Source organism: Streptomyces sp. MS19 (assembly GCF_047200595.1).
Classification (GTDB): Bacteria; Actinomycetota; Actinomycetes; order Streptomycetales; family Streptomycetaceae; genus Streptomyces.
Map to the genome: position 1 here is coordinate 135573 of NZ_JBJZOH010000008.1, position 17276 is coordinate 152848.

At 74.1% G+C, this 17276-nt stretch carries 18 protein-coding genes and 1 tRNA gene; 7 read left to right on the top strand and 12 right to left on the bottom strand.

Going from position 1 to position 17276, the window contains the following annotated elements; genetic code table 11:
• Positions 1-38 precede the first annotated feature (38 nt).
• The 3 genes from ehuD to ehuB are packed head-to-tail and all read right to left on the bottom strand — an operon-like array spanning position 39 to position 2343.
• Positions 39-692 (bottom strand): ectoine/hydroxyectoine ABC transporter permease subunit EhuD, encoded by a 654-nt coding sequence (ehuD, locus tag ACL02R_RS11365; protein WP_412796731.1) that lies wholly within the window; start codon positions 690-692, stop codon positions 39-41.
• Complete coding sequence (gene ehuC, locus ACL02R_RS11370; protein ID WP_412796732.1) at positions 689-1432, bottom strand: ectoine/hydroxyectoine ABC transporter permease subunit EhuC; 744 nt, start codon at positions 1430-1432, stop codon at positions 689-691. The genes ehuD and ehuC overlap by 4 nt, the downstream gene beginning before the upstream one ends.
• Positions 1429-2343 carry an ectoine/hydroxyectoine ABC transporter substrate-binding protein EhuB gene (gene ehuB, locus ACL02R_RS11375; protein ID WP_412796733.1) on the bottom strand — a complete coding sequence of 305 codons (915 nt, stop codon included), beginning with the start codon at positions 2341-2343 and terminating at the stop codon, positions 1429-1431. Before ehuB ends, ehuC begins: the two co-directional genes overlap by 4 nt.
• A 140-nt stretch (positions 2344-2483) precedes the next feature.
• Between ehuB and ACL02R_RS11380 the strand changes: the two genes are divergently transcribed.
• The gene (locus ACL02R_RS11380) at positions 2484-3008 is read left to right on the top strand and encodes a DUF3830 family protein (RefSeq protein ID WP_412796734.1); all 525 of its coding nucleotides are present in this window, start codon (positions 2484-2486) and stop codon (positions 3006-3008) included.
• On the opposite strand, the gene ACL02R_RS11385 is transcribed toward ACL02R_RS11380, so the two are convergent.
• Both ACL02R_RS11385 and ACL02R_RS11390 read right to left on the bottom strand, forming a co-directional pair.
• The gene (locus tag ACL02R_RS11385; protein ID WP_412796735.1) at positions 2989-4455 is read right to left on the bottom strand and encodes an amidase; all 1467 of its coding nucleotides are present in this window, start codon (positions 4453-4455) and stop codon (positions 2989-2991) included. The genes ACL02R_RS11380 and ACL02R_RS11385 overlap by 20 nt on opposite strands.
• Positions 4452-5456: a D-2-hydroxyacid dehydrogenase gene (locus ACL02R_RS11390; protein ID WP_412796736.1), complete on the bottom strand. Its 1005-nt coding sequence runs from the start codon at positions 5454-5456 to the stop codon at positions 4452-4454. Before ACL02R_RS11390 ends, ACL02R_RS11385 begins: the two co-directional genes overlap by 4 nt.
• A 216-nt stretch (positions 5457-5672) precedes the next feature.
• On the opposite strand from ACL02R_RS11390, the gene ACL02R_RS11395 reads away from it, so the two are divergent.
• On the top strand, positions 5673-6569 hold the full coding sequence (locus ACL02R_RS11395; protein WP_412796737.1) for a decarboxylase: 897 nt from the start codon (positions 5673-5675) through the stop codon (positions 6567-6569).
• Positions 6570-6618: 49 nt separating this feature from the next.
• Positions 6619-7353: a decarboxylase gene (locus tag ACL02R_RS11400; protein ID WP_412796738.1), complete on the top strand. Its 735-nt coding sequence runs from the start codon at positions 6619-6621 to the stop codon at positions 7351-7353.
• A gap of 36 nt (positions 7354-7389) precedes the next feature.
• Here ACL02R_RS11400 and ACL02R_RS11405 read toward each other — a convergent pair whose 3' ends face one another.
• The gene (locus tag ACL02R_RS11405) at positions 7390-7773 is read right to left on the bottom strand and encodes a hypothetical protein (protein ID WP_412796739.1); all 384 of its coding nucleotides are present in this window, start codon (positions 7771-7773) and stop codon (positions 7390-7392) included.
• A 62-nt stretch (positions 7774-7835) separates the two neighbouring features.
• On the bottom strand, positions 7836-9464 hold the full coding sequence (locus ACL02R_RS11410; RefSeq protein WP_412796812.1) for a putative bifunctional diguanylate cyclase/phosphodiesterase: 1629 nt from the start codon (positions 9462-9464) through the stop codon (positions 7836-7838).
• Between the two features lie 475 nt (positions 9465-9939).
• Here ACL02R_RS11410 and ACL02R_RS11415 point away from each other — a divergent pair, with 475 nt between their 5' ends.
• Complete coding sequence (locus ACL02R_RS11415) at positions 9940-11154, top strand: M6 family metalloprotease domain-containing protein (protein WP_412796740.1); 1215 nt, start codon at positions 9940-9942, stop codon at positions 11152-11154.
• Positions 11155-11185: 31 nt separating this feature from the next.
• On the opposite strand, the gene ACL02R_RS11420 is transcribed toward ACL02R_RS11415, so the two are convergent.
• The 4 genes from ACL02R_RS11420 to ACL02R_RS11435 form a co-directional block, all read right to left on the bottom strand.
• Positions 11186-11461: a sigma factor-like helix-turn-helix DNA-binding protein gene (locus tag ACL02R_RS11420; protein WP_412796741.1), complete on the bottom strand. Its 276-nt coding sequence runs from the start codon at positions 11459-11461 to the stop codon at positions 11186-11188.
• A gap of 151 nt (positions 11462-11612) precedes the next feature.
• A tRNA-Lys gene (locus ACL02R_RS11425) sits at positions 11613-11686 on the bottom strand.
• Positions 11687-11736: 50 nt separating this feature from the next.
• The gene (locus ACL02R_RS11430; RefSeq protein WP_412796742.1) at positions 11737-12096 is read right to left on the bottom strand and encodes a hypothetical protein; all 360 of its coding nucleotides are present in this window, start codon (positions 12094-12096) and stop codon (positions 11737-11739) included.
• Positions 12097-12153: 57 nt separating this feature from the next.
• Positions 12154-13053, bottom strand: a complete 900-nt coding sequence (locus tag ACL02R_RS11435) for a phosphatase PAP2 family protein (protein WP_412796743.1) — start codon at positions 13051-13053, stop codon at positions 12154-12156.
• 183 nt (positions 13054-13236) lie between these two features.
• Between ACL02R_RS11435 and ACL02R_RS11440 the strand changes: the two genes are divergently transcribed.
• Positions 13237-13842, top strand: coding sequence for a histidine phosphatase family protein (locus ACL02R_RS11440; protein ID WP_412796813.1), 606 nt, complete (start codon positions 13237-13239; stop codon positions 13840-13842).
• 334 nt (positions 13843-14176) lie between these two features.
• Here the strand turns inward: ACL02R_RS11440 and ACL02R_RS11445 are convergent, their stop codons facing one another.
• Positions 14177-15652, bottom strand: a complete 1476-nt coding sequence (locus ACL02R_RS11445; RefSeq protein ID WP_412796744.1) for a hypothetical protein — start codon at positions 15650-15652, stop codon at positions 14177-14179.
• 173 nt (positions 15653-15825) lie between these two features.
• Here ACL02R_RS11445 and ACL02R_RS11450 point away from each other — a divergent pair, with 173 nt between their 5' ends.
• Positions 15826-16188: a hypothetical protein gene (locus tag ACL02R_RS11450; RefSeq protein WP_412796745.1), complete on the top strand. Its 363-nt coding sequence runs from the start codon at positions 15826-15828 to the stop codon at positions 16186-16188.
• A gap of 114 nt (positions 16189-16302) precedes the next feature.
• Positions 16303-17160, top strand: a complete 858-nt coding sequence (locus ACL02R_RS11455; protein WP_412796814.1) for a spermidine synthase — start codon at positions 16303-16305, stop codon at positions 17158-17160.
• Positions 17161-17276: the final 116 nt, after the last annotated feature.

Here is a 17276-nt window from a genome sequence, read left to right on the forward strand (position 1 = left end):
CGGCGGCGGGGGTCTCGTTGGCGGGGGTCTCGGGGTTCTCAGCTGGTGACGGCAAGGCGGCGCTCCAGAAGTCGGATGAGCAGAGAGGCGGGGTAGGCGATGACGACGAAGGCGACGCCGACGATGACGTACGCCTCGCTGGTGAAGGTCTCGTTGCTGAAGCTCTTGGCCTCTCCGAACATGTCCAGCGCCCCGATGATGGCGATCATCGGGGAGTCCTTCAGCATCGCGATGACGTAGTTGCCGAGCGCGGGGACGACGCGGCGGATCGCCTGCGGCAGGATGACCGCGATCCACGTCCGCGAGCGCGGCAGGCTCAGCGCGGTCGCGGCCTCCCACTGGCCGGCCGGCACACCGCCGATACCGGCGCGGTAGACCTCGGCCGTGTACGTCGAGTAGTGCAGGCCGAGACCGATGATCCCGGTCGTGAGCGGGGACATCGAGGGACCCCACTCCGGCACCACGTAGAACAGGAAGAAGAGCTGCACGAGCAGCGGCGTGCTGCGGATGAACTCCGTGACCGCGGTCACCGGCCACCGCACCCACCGGTACGGCGACCGCTGCGCCATGGCCCACACGAGGCCGAGCGCGAACGCGATCAGGGAGCCGAGCACCAGCGCCTGGAGGGTGAGCTGTACACCGTCCCAGAAGCGCGGCATGTAGTCGTCGACGACGTCCCAGTCGAAGGTCATCGGGCCGCACCCCCCGCCGTCAGCGCGCCGGCGCCCTCACCGGCGTCCTGCCGGAGCCCCTTGCCCAGCAGCCCGCCGCGCGGTGGCGCCTGCCCGACGCCCGCCTTGGCGCGCCGCTCCAGCAGGCGCATACCGCGGGTGAGGACGAAGGCCAGGGCGAAGTAGACGACGAGCAGCAGCGTGTAGACGGGCGCGCTCTCGTTGTTCGCGAAGCGGACCAGGTTCGCCGCGAACGTCACGTCGGCCACCATGATCACGGAGACCAGCGAGGTGCCCTTCAGCAGTTCGATCAGCAGGTTGTTGAACGGGGGCACCATCTCGGGCCAGGCCTGCGGGATCTCGATGCGCCGCAGCCGCTGTGCCCGGCTGAAGCCCAGCGCGACCCCCGCCTCGCGCTGTGCGGCCGGTACGGCGGCGAGCGCGCCGCGCACGATCTCCGACCCGTACGCGCCGTACGTCAGGCCGAGCGCCAGGACGCCCGCCCACATCGGGACGAGCTGCCAGCGCAGCATGAGCGGCAGTGAGAAGACGAGGAAGAACATGAAGACGAGCGCCGACATGCCCCGGAAGATCTCGAAGTAGCAGCCCGCGAGGAAACGGACGATCCACAGGCGCGACGTCCGCAGCGTGCCGATGAGGAACGCCACCGCGGCGGCGAACAGCGCGCTGTAGACGGTCACCTGGATCGTGATCCAGATCCCCGGCAGGAAGTAGGTGGTGAACATGCCCTGGGTCATCATCGGCACAGCTCCTCGGCCGTGAGGTCGGTCATCTCCGCCTCGGTGAAGCCGAAGGGGCGCACGATCTCCAGCAGCTCGCCGCTGTCCTTGAGGCGGTGCAGCTCCTCGTTGAACGCGTCCCGCAGGTTGCGCTCGGTGAGGCGGAACGCGAAGCCTCCGGCGCCGAGCGCGGGCTCGCCGTCCACCATGGGCTGGAACGGCTCGCTCGCCTCCGCGCGGCTGCTGCCCTCGGTGACGCCGGTGACCGTCACGTTCGTCCCGGCGAACGCGTCCACCCGGCCCTGCGACACGGCGTCGAGCCCGGCGACCTGGTCGGGGAGGATGAGCACGTCGCTGCTCGGGATGCCGGCCGCCGCGGCGTACCCGATCTGGGAGTACGCCTGGCCGGTCGCCATCCGCAGGCCCTTCTCGGCGATGTCCTCGTACGTCGTGATGCCGTGGGGGTTGCCCGGGGCGACGATGAACGCGTCGAGCATCAGGAAGTCGGGGTCGGCGAACAGCACCTGCTCGCAGCGCGGCGGGTTGATCGTCATCCCGGCCGACACGACGTCGAACTGCTGGGCCTTGAGGCCGGGGATCAACGCGCTGAAATCCACCGGAACCGGGGTGATACGGTCCACGCCGAGGCGGCTGAAGATCGCCCTGGCCACCTCCGGCGCCTCGCCCGTGGGCTCGCCGTCGTCGTCCACGTAGCCGAACGGCGGCTCGTTCGCGATGCCCACCTTGACCTCGCCGCGGTCGCGCAGCCGGTCGAGGAGGTCACCGCCCTCCACGGTGCCCTCGGCGGCGACGCGGCTACAGCCGGCGGCGCCGAGGGCACCCAGCGCCGCGACGCCCGCCAGGAGCGAGCGCCGGCTGATACCGCCTTGTCTCCTGTTATATGTCCGTATTGTTCTCTCTGGTGGAGCCATGGCGGCGCAGCTACCCACCGGCACACGATCCATGCAAAATCTTGGGACTTCTTCCGCGAGGGCGGGGAAACAGTCCCGGGACACGACCGTCAGAACCCACGGCGACCTTCCGACCCGGCAGCACCAGGAGGCTGAAATCCATGGCCGACCACGACCCGAACGCCGCCCCGGAGCGCTTCCTCACCGTCTCGCTCGACCTGCGCGGCGTGAGCTGTACCGCCCGCCTGCTCACCGACCGCGCCCCCCGCACCTGCGCCGCCGTCTGGGACGCCCTGCCGCTGGGGGGTGACGTGTATCACGCGAAGTACGCGCGGAACGAGATCTACACCCTCGTGCCCACCTTCGCCGCCGAGGAGCCCCCGCTGGAGAACCCGACGGTCACCCCCATCCCCGGCGACCTGTGCTACTTCACCTTCACCGACACCCAGCTCGGCACCGCCTCCTACGGCTACGGCGGCGCCGCCGCCCACCGCGACCGCGCCACCGTCGTGGACCTCGCCCTCTTCTACGAGCGCAACAACCTGCTGATCAACGGCGACGCGGGCTGGGTCCCCGGCATCGTCTGGGGCACCGTCGTGGACGGCCTCGACCGCATGGCGGACGCCTGCCAGGACCTGTGGCGCGCCGGGGCCGTCGGCGAGACGCTCAGCTTCCGCCGCGCCTGACGGCACCGGGCACGGGCGGTACGGGCGGTACCGGCGGCACCGGCACCGCGGCCACGCCCGCCTCGTACAGCGCGTGCGCCACCCGCAGCACCGCCGCGTCCGCGTGCCGCGCCGCGACCAGCTGGAGCCCCACCGGCAGCCCGTCGCCGTCCACGCCGCACGGCAGGGACGCGGCGGGCTGCTGCGTCATGTTGAACGGGTACGTGAACGGCGTCCACTCCGTCCACCGCGCCATCCCCGAGCCCTCCGGCACCTCGCGGCCCGCGCCGAACGCGGTCAGCGGCAGCGTCGGCGTCACCAGCACGTCGTACCGCTCGTGGAAGCCGCCCATCGCCCGCCCCGCCGCCATCCGCACATCGACCGCCGCCAGGTAGTCGAGCGCGCCGTACCGCGCGCCCCGCTCCCGCACCTCGGCCAGGCCCGGGTCGAGCGCCGCGACCGCCGCGCCGTCCAGGTGCTGCGTCACCCGCGCCGCGCCGCTGAACCACAGCACGTGGAACGCCTCCCGCAGCTCCTCCACCGGCGGCAGCGGCGGGTCGGCCTCCGTCACCTCCGCGCCCAGCTCCGCCAGCCGGTCCACCGCCCCCCGCACCGCCGCCGCCACGGCGGGCGCCACCGGCACCCCAGGCCACAGCGCGGGCGAGTACGCGACCCGCAGCCCCCGTACGCGCGCCGCGCCCGCCACCAGGGCGTTGCGGAAGCTCCCCGTCACCGGCGCGAGCTGCGACCAGTCGCGCGCGTCCGGACGGGCGATCACGTCCATCAGCAGCGCCGCGTCCGCCGCGTCCCGCGTCATCGGACCGACGTGCGCCAGCGTCCCGAACGCGCTCGCCGGATACAGCGGCACCCGCCCGTACGTCGGCTTCAGCGCGAAGATCCCGCAGAACGACGCCGGGATGCGCACCGAGCCGCCCCCGTCCGTGCCCAGGCTCAGCGGCCCCGCGCCCAGCGCCACCGCCGCCGCGCTCCCGCCGCTCGACCCACCCGCCGTACGGGAGGGGTCGTACGGATTGCCCGTCACACCCGAGAGCGGCGAGTCCGTCACGCCCTTCCAGCCGAACTCGGGCGTCGTCGTCTTCCCCGCGAACACCGCCCCCGACTCCCGCAGCCGCGCCACCGCCGGGGCGTCCTCCGCCCACGGGCCCTCGCCCGCGGGCACGGCGGCGGAGCCCCGCCGCGTCGGGCCGCCGCGTTGCAGCAGGATGTCCTTCACGGTCACCGGCACGCCGTCCAGCGGGCCGAGCGGCTCGCCGCGCTCCCACCGCAGCTCCGACGCCCGCGCCCCGGCGAGCGCGCCCTCGCGGTCGAGCGAGACGAACGCGTTCACCGCCGCCTGGACCGCCTCCGCCCGGTCCAGGACGGCCAGCGCCACCTCCACCGGCGAGAAGTCGCGCGCCGCGTACCCCGCGGCCAGCCGGGTCGCGCCCAGCGCAGTGAGATCCGTCATCGGTCCTCCGTCGTGTCCATGGTGTCGGACGGTACGTAGCCGAGCCGCATGTCCACCACGTTCCGCAGCGGCTCGCCCGCCTCCCAGCGGTCGAAGTTGTCGAGGAACTGCACGCCCAGGTCGTCGCGCCAGCCCACCGTGTCCCCGCTCATGTGCGGCGAGACGACCAGTCCGGGCGCCGACCACAGCGGACTGCCGGGCGGCAGCGGCTCGGCGGCGAACACGTCGAGCGCCGCCCCCGCCGGGCGCCCCTGCGCCAGGGCGCGCGCCAGGTCGTCCTCCACCACGTGCTGGCCGCGGCCCACGTTGATGAAGCGTGCCCCGGGCCGCATCCGCGCGAACGCCGCCGCGTCGAACATGCCGCGCGTCGCGTCCGTCAGCGGCGCCGCGCACACCACCCAGTCCGCCTCCCCGAGCAGCGTCGGCAGCTCGTCCGCCCCGCGCACGCCGGGCCGCGCGCGCCGCCCCACCAGCTCCACGGTCACACCCAGCGCGCCGAGCAGTGCACCGATGCGCCGCCCGATCGGCCCCGCGCCGACCACCACGGCCCTGCTTCCGGCGACCTTCCGCGTCTCCCGGTGCCGCCAGCGGCGCTCCCGCTGGAGGTCCCAGCTGCCGTACAGGTCCTTGGCCATGGCCAGGACGAGACCCGCGACGTACTCGGCGATCGGCTGGTCGAAGACGCCCCGCGCGTTCGTCACCACCGCGCCTGAGCCCGCCAGCCCGGGGAACAGCAGCCGGTCCACGCCCGCGCTCGCCGTGTGCACCCAGCGGGGGACAGGGCCGTCCGCGGGCCACGCGTCGCGCACCGCGTCCGACAGGAAGTCCCACACGAGCAGGACGTCGGCGCGCGGCAGTTCGGCGGCGAGACCGGCCGCGTCCGTCACGGACACCACCTCGGCGCGCCCGGCGAGGCGTCCGAGGCGTGGCGGCGGATCGTCGTCCAGCACGACGAGGCGGGGCGTGCGACGGTGGTGAAGGACTGGCGGAGCAGGTGACATGGAGGAGAAACCGTTCCGAAACGCTTGCCTGTTTGGGTGGAATCCGAGGATTGACCACGGTAGGAAGCAGACCTACCTTCGTCAACGTGGGCCCCTGCCGCAGCAGTCCGCTCAGGACCGGTCACGGCACGTCCCGGCGCCGCCCCCCACAACCCTCACGAACAGCGATCCTCCATCAGCACCGCCCCTTCCCTTCCGTCGAATCGGGGTTCACGTATGGATGTCTCCTTCCTGGGCGGGCCGCAGCCCCAGCGCGGCGTCGGCGTCGTCGCGCCGTTCGACTTCGCGCTCGACCGCGAACTGTGGCGCTGGGTGCCCGACGACGTGTCGCTGCACCTGACGCGCACGCCGTTCGTCCCCGTCGAGGTCAGCCTCGACCTGGCCCGGCTCGTCAGCGAGCACGAGACGCTGCGCGCCGCCGTCGGCGCGCTGTGCGCCGTCAGCCCCGAGGTCGTCGCCTACGCCTGCACGTCGGGCAGCTTCGTCGGCGGCGTCGCGGGGGAGCGCGCGATGACGGCGGCGATGGCGGCGGCCGGGATCATGCCGGCCGTCACCACCTCGGGCGCGCTGCTCGACGCGCTCCGCGAACTGGACGCGCGCCGCATCGCCGTCGTCACCCCGTACACCCGGTCCGTCACGGACGCCCTGGAGGCATACCTCGCCGAGGGCGCGATCGAGGTGACAGGCCGCAGCTACCTGGGCCTGACGCGGGAGATCTGGCGCGTCGGATACCGGGACGTGGTGGACATGGCGCGGCAGGCCGTCACCGGCGCGCCCGACGCGCTGTTCATCAGCTGTACGAACCTCCCGACGTACGACGTCATCCCGCAGCTGGAGGCCGAGCTGCGCATGCCCGTCATCTCGGCCAACCAGGTCACCGTCTGGGCCGCGCTGCGCTCGCTCGGCAAGGCGGCCGTCGGCCCGTACCAGGCGCTCCTCGACCCGGCGGCGAGACGCGGCCCCGTGTCCCTGCCGCCCGCCCCGCCCGTGCAGCCGCCCGTCCCGGCCGTGGCCGTCGCGCCCGTCACCGGGCCCGAGGCCGACCCGGGCGCCGACCCCGAGACCGCGCCGGGGGACGCGGCGGACACCGCCCCGCCCGACGACGACCGCTGAGCGCCACCTCCCCCACCCGCAGCAGGAACGGAGCGACACCATGACCGCGATGACCGCGACGACTGCGACCGCCGGCTTCCTCTACCCGGGCCACTCCGCCGAGGACGACTTCCCGCGCATGGAGGCGCTCCTCAACGAGGCGGGCGCCGGCGTGCGGCTGCCGCTGGTCCACACCGACATCGGCACCGACGCGCACCGCGTCGACGCGCTCCTGGAGATGGGGTCCGTGGACCGCCTGACCGCCGTGCTCGGCGACCTGGCGCCCCACCGCCCCGGCGCGGTCGTCTGGGCGTGCACGAGCGCCAGCTTCGTCTACGGCTGGGCGGGCGCGGGCGAGCAGGTCGAGCGGCTGGCGGAACGCGCGGGGCTGCCCGCGTCCAGCACGTCGTTCGCCTTCGCCCGCGCCGTGCGGGCGGCGGGCGTACGGCGGGTCGCGGTCGCCGCCACGTACCCGGACGACGTGGCCGCGCTCTTCGGCGACTTCCTGCGGGCGTCGGGCGCCGAGGTCACGGGGCTGCGCGGCAGCGGCGTCATCACCGCGGCCGAGGTCGGCACCTGGGGCCGGGACGAGGTCCTCGCCCTGGCCCGCGAGGGCGACGACCCGGCCGCCGAGGCGGTGCTGCTGCCGGACACGGCCCTGCACACCGCCGCCTGGCTGCCCGACCTGGAGGCCGCGGTCGGCAAGCCGGTCCTGACGGCCAACCAGGTGACCGCCTGGGAGGGCCTGCGCCTCCTGGGCCGCGGGCCCGTCCGCTGCCCCGCGATGGGATCGCTGTTCGGCTGACGGGCCCGGGGCGGCGCCCGGACGCGCCGGCGGCCGTCAGTCCGCCCGGGGGCGGTACGTCTTCCCAGCGGCCCGCAGCGTGTGGATCGCAAGACCGCGCCCGGTCGCGACCCGTACCGCCTCCTCCCAGGTCAGCGCGCGTTCCCCGGCACGCCCGACCGCGAACAGCGGCCCGGACGTCCGCGTCCCCACCAGTTGCGCCAGCAGCTCGGCGGCCCGGGGGCCGACCGGCGGGGCACCGGGTCTTATGCGCCGCGTGTCGAGGTCGGTCTCCGCCACGTCGAGCGCCAGCAGATCGAGCACCCGTATGTCGGTCTCCCACAGGAGCGCCCACAGTGCCCGGTGCACCACGGGCACGGACGTGTCGGCGAGGAAGGCGTCGAATCGGTCGGGAGTCAGCGGGTCAGCCATGATCGTCATGCACCGGGAGTATGGCCGCAGCGGGGCGGCCGGTCCAGAGCACGAGGGTGCGCGCGCGGGCGTCAGCCGCGGGCGGCCAGCAGCAGCGTCAGGTGGTCGGCGGACATGGGTTTCGCGTAGTGCCAGCCCTGGCCGGTGTCGCAGCCGATGCGGCGCAGCCGCTCCGCCTGCGCGGGGCCCTCGACGCACTCGGCGGTGACGGTGAGGCCGAGCTTGTGCGCGAGCTGCACGAGGGATGTCACGATCGTCTCGTCCGCCGGGTTCAGGTGCCGCGCGGTGCGGAAGCCGCGGACGAACGTGCCGTCCAGCTTCAGCGCGCGCACGGGCAGCCTGCTGAGGTAGGCGAGGTTCGAGTAGCCGGTGCCGAAGTCGTCGATGGCGATGCGCACCCCCATGTCGGAGAGCGCCTGGAGCGCCTGGAGCGGGCGGCCCGCGGAGCCCATGACGGCCGACTCGGTCAGTTCCAGCTGGAGCAGCCCGGACGGCAGCCCCGAGTCGCGCAGCGCCGCCGCCACGTCGCTCACCAGGTCCGAGTCCCACACCTGGCGCACCGCCACGTTCACGCTGACGAACAGCGGCGGGCCCGGTGCCTCCAGCTGCCAGCGGCGGGCCTGGCGGCACGCCTCGTTCAGCACCCAGCGGCCCAGCGGGACGATCGCGCCGTTCTCCTCGGCGAGCCCCACGAACTTGTCGGGGCCGAGCCGCCCGAACTGCGGGTGCTGCCAGCGCACCAGCGCCTCCGCGCCCCGCACCACGTCGTCCGCCAGTCCGACGATCGGCTGGTACTCCAGGCGGAACTCGCCGCGCTCCACGGCCGGGCGCAGCGTGGACGACAGCGACTGCCGCGTCATGCGGTGCGCGTTGCGCTCGGGGTCGAAGAGCGTCCAGCGCGCCTTGCCGTCCGCCTTGGCCCAGTACAGCGTCGTGTCGGCGGCCTGCATGAGGCCGGTCGCCGTCGTCCCGGCGGACTCGCGCTCCACCACGCCGATGCTCGCCGAGACGGCGAGCCGCTGCCCGGCGAGGTCGAACGGGCGCTGGAGCGCCGTCAGCAGCGCCTCGGCGAGGCCGGTCAGCTGCTCGGTGCCGCTCGACCCCTCCACCAGCACGGCGAACTCGTCCCCGCCGAGCCGCGCCACCAGGTGGCCGCCCGCGCCGGTCGCGCAGTGCGCCAGCCGCTGGGCGGCGGCGCCGAGGAGCTGGTCGCCGACGCGGTGGCCGAGGGTGTCGTTGACGGCCTTGAAGCCGTCGAGGTCCAGGTAGCACAGCCCGATGCGGCCGGTGGCGGACTCGGCGAGCGCGGCGGTGAGGCGTTCGAAGAACAGGGCGCGGTTCGGCAGCCGCGTCACCGGGTCGTGCATCTGGATGTGGCGCAGGCGCTCCTGGAGGTCGCGGCGCTCGCTGATGTCCTGGACGGTCAGCAGGGCCGCCGAGTCGCCGCGCTCGATGGGCAGCACGGTCACCTCGGCCCACAGGGTGTGCCCGTCGGCGTGCTTGAGGCGGCGCGTGCAGCGCATGCGGTCGCTGTGGCCGCGCAGCACGGCGTGGTACGAGCCGCGGGTGCGGCCGTCGAGCCCGAGGCCGGTCACCGAGTCGGCGCGCAGCCCGGCGAGCGAGGCGGGCTCGACGCCGAGGAGCAGGCCGAACGCGGGGTTGGCCGAGACGATATGCCCTGATCTGCCCACCAGTGCCATCGGCAGCTGGGCGATCCGGAAGGCGGCCTGGTAATCACGGTGAACTTTACTCTCCGTGAACGGTGAGGCGCCCAGGCCGGGGCCGCCGCCGGGGTCTTGGCCCGGTCCTTGGGGGGGTCCGTTCACCGATCGCTCCCGGAGGGCACTGGTCGCCTGGTGGATGCCGCCGACGGCCGCTCCCGCCCGTCCGCCCGCGTATCCGCGCTGGAAATGTGGCGATCATAGAGGCTGGGAAGCGGGTGGAGCCAGTGCTTCTGCCGACCGCGCCGGTCGGCGCGTGGTGAGCGGGCGACTACGTTTCGATTGGTTGACCGTTTCTGCCCGAGCGGTTGACGGACGCGATCGTTCTCGATTGAACAATACGCAGGGTAATCGTATTGCCCATGACTCGGGCGGCCTAGTGAAACAGGTCATTCCCCGGCAAATCTGAACAGAGTGGTGGCGGTGTCCCCTACGGCCCGTACGGGAGGTCGAAGTGCGCCGTTCCCACCGCCGCCCGGCGGCCGTCCTCACGGTTCTGGCCGCCGTCATGGGCACGACGCTGACCTCGGGGCCGGGACCCGACGCGGTGGCCGACGAGCCGTGCAGCCTGCCGCGCAGCGGCGTCCACCACTCGGAGGGCGTGGCCGGGTGGAACGAGGAGTACCCCCGCCCGGTCGGCACCCTGCGGGCCGTCATGCTCTTCCTGTCCTTCCCGGACGCCGAACCGCGTAGCACTCCGGAGCGGATCGCCCGTGACTACTTCCCGGCGACTTCCGACTACTTCGACACCGCTTCCTATGGACAGCTCGACCTGCGCGAGACCGTCGTCGGCGAGTGGATCGAGATGCCCGAACGGTCGGGCGCGTACGGCATACAGCGCGACTGGGAGCCGGAGAAACGGTCCGCCTACCTGGGGGACGCGCTCGGCGCGGTGGCGCCGCGCGTCGACCTGGCGGCGTACGACGTCGTCTACCTCGTCGCCGATCCGGACGCCCCCGGCGTGGATTCCGACGCGACCAAGGTGGTCAACTTCGACAGCCCCGTGCTGGTCGGGGACGCCGAGATCCGGCGGATCGTGACCGTTTTCGAACGCCGCCCGCCGGACCGTCATGTGCTCGCCCATGAGACCGGCCATGTGTTCGACCTGCCGGACCTGTACGACCGGCCGGAGGACGGCTTCGGCGACTGGGACACCCATGTGGGGGACTGGGACCTCATGGGCAGCCAGTTCGGCCTGGCCCCCGAGCTGTTCGGCTGGCACAAGTGGAAGCTCGGCTGGCTCACGGCGGGCCATGTCGCCTGTGTGCGCTCCCCGGGCGCCAGCCATCACACGCTGCAACCGCTCGGCGCGCCCCTGGCGCCCGGCGGCCCCGGCTCCGACCTCCGGCTCGCCGTCATCCGCACCGGGCCGTCCGAGGCCCTCGTCGCCGAGGCCAGGACGCCCACGGGCAACGACGCGAGCAGCTGCACCCGCGGCGTCCTGCTCTACCGCGTGCGCAGCGACGTCGCGTCCGCCGACGGCCCGGTGGAGGTCCTCGACGGCCATCCGGGCACCAGCGCCTGCCAGGCGGGCTCCGTCCACCCCCGGCTCGCCGACGCCCCGCTGGAGACCGGCGAGAGCTACTACGACGAGGGCTCGGGCGTGCGCGTGGAGGTGGGGGAGCGTACCGCCACCGGCGGCTGGGACATCAAGGTCACCCGCGGCTGAGCGGCGCCTCCGGCGGGCGGCGCGGGAGGCGTCACTTGTTGCCCCGCGCGATCTGGTTCACGCGCGACACGGACAGGCCGAGCATCTCGCCGATCTCCCGCAGCTTGTACCGCTCGTCCCGTAAGCCGACGACGACCTCGCGCCGCACGGCCGCGAGTCTGCGGGTCGCGCCGGGTATCACCTCGTCCACGAGCCGGCGTGCGGCGCGTTCGCGTGCGATGGCGTCGGGCATGGCGGCCAGGGCCGCCAGGGTCGCCTCGATGTGCCCGGAGAGTTCGCTGATCGGATCGGCTTCTGATGTGGTCATGCCCTGAGCGTAGGGTCCGGTCCGCGCCGCTGTCCCGCACTCCGGGAATCTCCCGCCCCCGCCGACCGGCGCGTTTGCCCGGTCCGGGGGCCCGGCACAACGAGAAGCGCCCCACCCGCCGTCTCCGGCTGGTGGGGCGCTCCCCTGTCTGTGCGCCGCCAGGGACTCGAACCCCGGACCCGCTGATTAAGAGTCAGCTGCTCTAACCAACTGAGCTAGCGGCGCTTGCTGACGTCGTTGACTCTAGCACCCTGACGGCGCAGAAGAAAAATCCGCTACGGACGACGCCGTTGCAGCTCACGGCCGTAGGCGATCATCTTGACGGCGTAGTCCTCGGTCCAGCCCGCGCGGTCGGCGACGGCCGCGGCGGTCAGACGGTCGAACCGCTGCGGATCGGCCAGCTGGGCCGCCGCCGTCGCCTGGAACTCGACCGCGCGGTCGGCCGCCGCCTGGAACGCCACCGCCAGCTCGGTCGCCCGCTCCATCAGCTCGTGCGGGTCGGTCAGGGTCTCCAGCGCGAAGAAGTGCTCGTCGTCCGCCTGGTCCGCCGGGGGGTCGAAGAAGAGGGCGGCGGGCCTGCGGTACTGCGGCGGACGGCCGGACGACGGCTCGCGTGCAGGACCGGACTCGGACATGGTCGCTCTCCCTCTGGGCGGTGCGGCGGTGCGGCGGTGCGTGCGGCGGTGCGGCCGTCAGGACGGCGGGGCCGCGGGCTCCCGCGCCGGTCCATTGTGCCGCGCCACGACCCGTCCGCCCGTGGGCCGCGACAGTTCCCGCGCCGCGAGGCGGCCGGACGGCAGGCTGTCGTGCTCGGTCCCCGGCACCGGCCGGGCGGTGCCGAGACGGTCCTGTATGCGCTCCGAAAGCCGCAGCAGCGGGCGGGCGAGGAGCAGGCCCGCGGTCATCACGGCGACACCGGCGACCGCGTCCATGAAGTAGTGGTTCGCGGTGCCCATGACGACCATGGTGGTCAGCAGCGGGTACGCGAGCGCGGCCGTCTTCAGCCACAGCGAGCGCGACCCGTAGTGCCACAGCGCGACGCCGCACCACAGCGACCAGCCCACGTGCAGGCTGGGCATGGCGGCGAACTGGTTCGTGAAGTCGCCCATCCCGCTCGGCGCGCTCGCGTCGTTCGTCCACCAGCCGTACTGGCTGTACTGCGCCAGGCTGTCGACGAAGCCCTCGCCGCCGGGCAGCAGCCGCGGCGGGCAGGTCGGGAGCAGCGTGAAGCCGATCAGTCCGAGCATCGTGGAGGTGAGGAGCCAGGTGCGCATCAGGCGGTAGTGCAGCGGCCTGCGGCGGAAGAGCCAGATGAGCACGGCGGGCGTGACGATGTAGTGCAGCGACGCGTACGCGAAGGAGGAGGGGACGCCGAGCCACGCCTCCTGGGTGAACAGTTCGTTCAGCGGCACCTCGGGGTGCAGCCAGAGCGCGCGCTCCATGCGGAGGATCGCGAGCCCGTTGTCCACCGCCGTGCTCACATCACCCCGCGCGAGCAGGCGCGCGCCCGAGTACGCGCCGTAGACGATGACGATCAGCAGCAGCTCGGTCCACCAGCGTGGCCGGTCTCGACACATACGCTCGTACTCCATGTTCCTGGTGTTCACTTCGTCACGTCACGCCACGTCGCGTCGTCTGGCGGCGGCCGGGCCCGTCACGGTCAGGCGAACCACACCCAACCGTAAGCCGAAGGGTGCTGGAACAGACGCCAGGGGCGACCCCTGCGGTTGCCTGCGAGATGATGAGTGACCGATGTGACGAACGGAAGGATGGTCATGGCGGCGCGCCTCGTGCTGGTCCGACACGGACGGACGGCCTGGTCGGTGTCCGGACGGCACACCGGACACACCGACGTCCCCCTGCTGGACGAGGGCCGCGACCAGGCCAAGGCGCTGGGCCGGCGGCTCCAGGCCGCGCCGTGGCACGGCCTCCCGGACGCCGAGGTCCGCACGAGCCCGCTCTCCCGGGCGCGCGAGACCTGCGAGCTGGCCGGATTCGGCGGGCGCGCGGCCGACTGGGACGCGCTGCGCGAGTGGGACTACGGCGACGAGGAGGGCCGCACGCCCGCGCAGATCGCCGAACGGCGCGGCCCCGGCTGGCTGATCTGGCGCGACGGCGTCACCGGCGGCGAGACGCTGGAGGCGCTCGCGGCGCGCGCCGACGAGGTGGTGGCCTGGGCCAGGTCGGCCGACCGCGACGCCGTCGTCTTCGCGCACGGCCACATCGCGCGCGCCGTCGCGGCGCGCTGGCTCGGCGAGGACGTGTCCTTCGCCGCGCGGCTGCGGCTCGATCCGGCGGCGCTGTGCGGCCTCACCTCGGCGTACGGCGGCCCCGCGATCGAACGCTGGAACGACACCGGGCACCTCGACGGGGCCGCCTGACCGGCGGTGGGGCTCGTGCCGGTGCCGGGGTGCCGATCGGTGCGGAGGCGCTGCTCCCTGGAAGGACTCTGATCGGTCGGGGGGCGGATTGCCGGACAGGACAGTGCCGGACAGGTCTCCGCGTGGGTGGGGGTGTGGGGATGGCGTACGCGTCACCTCCTGGGCCCGGCGCGAACGGCCCGGTGCCCGTGCCCCCTGCGGCTTCCCGCTCCCGCCCCTCTTATGCGAGGCGGCGCGCGGGCCGGGGCGCGGGGGCACCCCGGGGCGCGCGTACGGGCCTCCCGCCCCGCACGCCCGTACGCGCGCCCCGCCACGGGGCGCGCGCGCCGTCCGGTCAGGCGGCCGCCGGAAGCGTCGCGTGCCGGTCGAGGAAGGACGACACCAGCTGGTCGCGGCGTGCGGGCCGCAGCCTGGCCGCCGTGGCGGACAGCAGCGACACGACGCGCGCGGACCGCACCTGCGCCAGCAGGTCGAGGGCGCGCCCGCCGTGGACCGCCGCCTCCTCGGGCCTGCTGTCGGCGGCGAGGCGTTCGGCCAGCTCGGCGGAGTAGAGCGCGACGTTGCGGGTGAAGTGCGGTTCGCGCAGCGCGGCGTCCACCGCGCGCCGCGAACCGGCGGCGGCCCGCCCGCGGTCGCCGAGCGCGGCCCAGCAGCCCGCCTCCAGGCTCGCCGCCTCCGCCGCGTTGAAGAAGCTCATCCACTCGGGAGCGGCGCTCGCCCCCGGCCCCGTGGGCGCCTGCTCGTACGCCGTGCGCGCCCGCGCGAGCGCGTGCTCGCAGCCACCGCGGTCGCCCAGCGCCGCCCACGCCCCGGCCTCGCGCAGCGCCAGCAGCGAGCGCAGCAGCGGCCTGCCGAGGTGCCGTGCCGCCTGCTGCCCCGCCTGCGCCGCGCGGACGGCCTCCCGGGGGCGGCCGGCGTCGAGGGCGAGGTAGGCGGCGTTGCAGAAGGCGTGCGCCTCCAGCGCGGCGTCGCCGCTCACGCGGGCGGTGGCCAGCGCCTCGGCGTAGTGCGACCGCGCGTCGGCGAGGCGCCCCGAGTCGTGCGCGAGCCAGCCGACGGAGAGGGCCAGCTCGCCCGCGGCGGAGTGCAGTTCCTCATCGACGCGCGTGCGGCGCGCGCCCGCGTCGAGCATCCGGTGCGCGGTGCGCAGGGCCGCGCCGGCGGGCCGGTAGAGCGCGTCGGCGCCGTGCCGGTCGTCCAGCAGGCGGATGTCCCGTACGGCGGCCGTCAGCGCCGCCGCCTCGGTGCGGCCGGGGCGCGCGGTGGGTGCGGCGGCGGCCGCCGGGAGCGTCCCCAGGGCGGTCAGGGACGCGACGGCGGCGGGACCACCGGTCATGAACACGCGACGCAGCACGTCGCCCTCCTCCGGGTCGTCGAAGTCATCGGAGTCGTCGAAGTCGTCGGTGCGATCCGCCAGGACGTGGTCCGGCGGGGCACCGGGGTACGGCTCCCGGTGGGGGGCCGGGCGCGCGGTCGCGTGTACGGATGCCGCCGTCGGGGTGGGGGGAGCAGGGGGAACGGGCCCCGGTCGGCGTCCGCGCACCGCCTGCCGGGGTTCGAACCCCAGGTCTGTCAGCGAACGGCCGGGGAACATATGAAGGAATACCCGTTCGTAGGCGTAGTTAGGGCACCGGATCTCGCCCGCTTCGACCCGCCCGATGTAGCGGGCGTCGCAGCTGACCCGTTCGCCGATCTCACGCGCCGCGCGCCGTACCCTCGCGGCGAACTCGCCGGGGGACAGCGGCCCCCGCAGCGCCCGGAACACCCGGTTGGGGCCGTTCGTCCGGGACGCGTATGGTGACGTCGCCATGGTGCGGACCGTATCGGTCGCGGCCGCCACCGTATCCGCCGATTCCGGGCGTATCTCCGCGAGTCGCCCGCGATCCGCCATGAACTGCCAGCCTTTCCGGCGGTATCGGCCCGTAGCCGTTGACAAGGTCGCGCGTTGAACATGCGGACCGAGAGCTTCGGAGGAGGCACACCATGGCGGACACCGGCGAAACGCCGCCCTGTGATCTGGTCACCGTCCCGGCCAGGGAAGGGCTGGAGGCCGCTGACATCCTGCGCATCCGGCACGGAGTGGGACCCGTCCTGCACGACAGGGACGGCGACACCCTCGGCTTCCTCGTGCCGCCGGGCACGGCGGAGCGCTGGGACCTGCCGGGCAGCGCGTGCACCCAGACGTACACGGCCGCGCGGTGCGGCAGCGAGGCGCCGCCGGTGACGGGCAGCGGCTGGCTGGTGCCACCGGACGGGGCCCGGCAGGAGGCGACGGAGCCGCACCGGCTGCGCGCCGCGCTGAGCGAGGCCGTCACGATGCTGCGGGTCGTCGACCGCTGCCAGTGACACGTGCCGCGGGGGCCGTTCCCGCCGGTCCCGGCGCGCGGCGCCCCGGCGGGTCGTCACACTGGTGTGTGTGACGACCAGGACATGTGAGGATCCGCGCCGGAGCGCCCGGTGGTGAGGCGCGGGCGCCGCGCGGGCGGCCGGGAGACGCTGAGCGAGCCCGTCGGCGGCGGGCTGGCGCGGCTCGTGCCCGACCCCGACCGGCCGCGCGCGTGGGAGCTGCTGCTCGACGGCGCCCCGCAGTCCCACGTGGACCTGGACGCGCCGACCCGCCTCGTCTTCGAGTACCAGCGGCGGCTCGGGCACGTCGCCGACCTGGCCGCGCCGCCGGGACGGCCGCTCGCCGTGGCGCACCTCGGCGGCGGCGCCCTGACGCTCGCCCGCTACGTGGCGGTGACGCGGCCGAGGTCGGCCCAGCAGGTCGCCGAGCCGGACGCGCGGCTGACCGAACTGGTGCGCCGCGAACTGCCCCTGCCGGACGGGGCGCGCGTCAGGGTCCGCGCGGTGGACGCGCGGGAGATGCTGCGGAAGCTGCCGGACGGCTGGGCAGGGCTGGTGATCACCGACGTCTTCAGCGACGCGCGGACACCGGCGCACTGCACCAGCGTGGAGTTCCTCGACGAGGTCAGGCGCGTGCTCGCGCCGGGCGGCTGGTACGCCGTCAACGTGACGGACGGCCCGCCGCTCGCCCACCTGCGGCGGCAGGCGGCGACGGTGGCGGCCCGCTTCGCGCACGTCTGCCTGATGGCCGAGCCCGCGGTGCTGCGGGGGAAGCGTTTCGGCAACGGGGTGCTGCTCGCCGCCGACGGGGAACTGCCGCTGCCGGAACTGGTCCGGCGGTGCGCGGGCGACCCGTTCACGGCGCGGGTGCTCGCGGGCGGTGAGCTGCGGGACTTCACGGGCGGGGCCGAGGCCGTGACGGATGCGACGGCCTCGGCGTCGCCCCCGCCTCCCGAGGGATCGTTCGCCTGACGGGCGCGATTGTCAGTGGGTCATGTCACAGTGAGTGACATGGAGATCACAGTAGTGGCAACGGGTGAGCAGGGCGGCGGCGTACCGGCACGACGGGGCGGCGGAGGCTGTGTCCG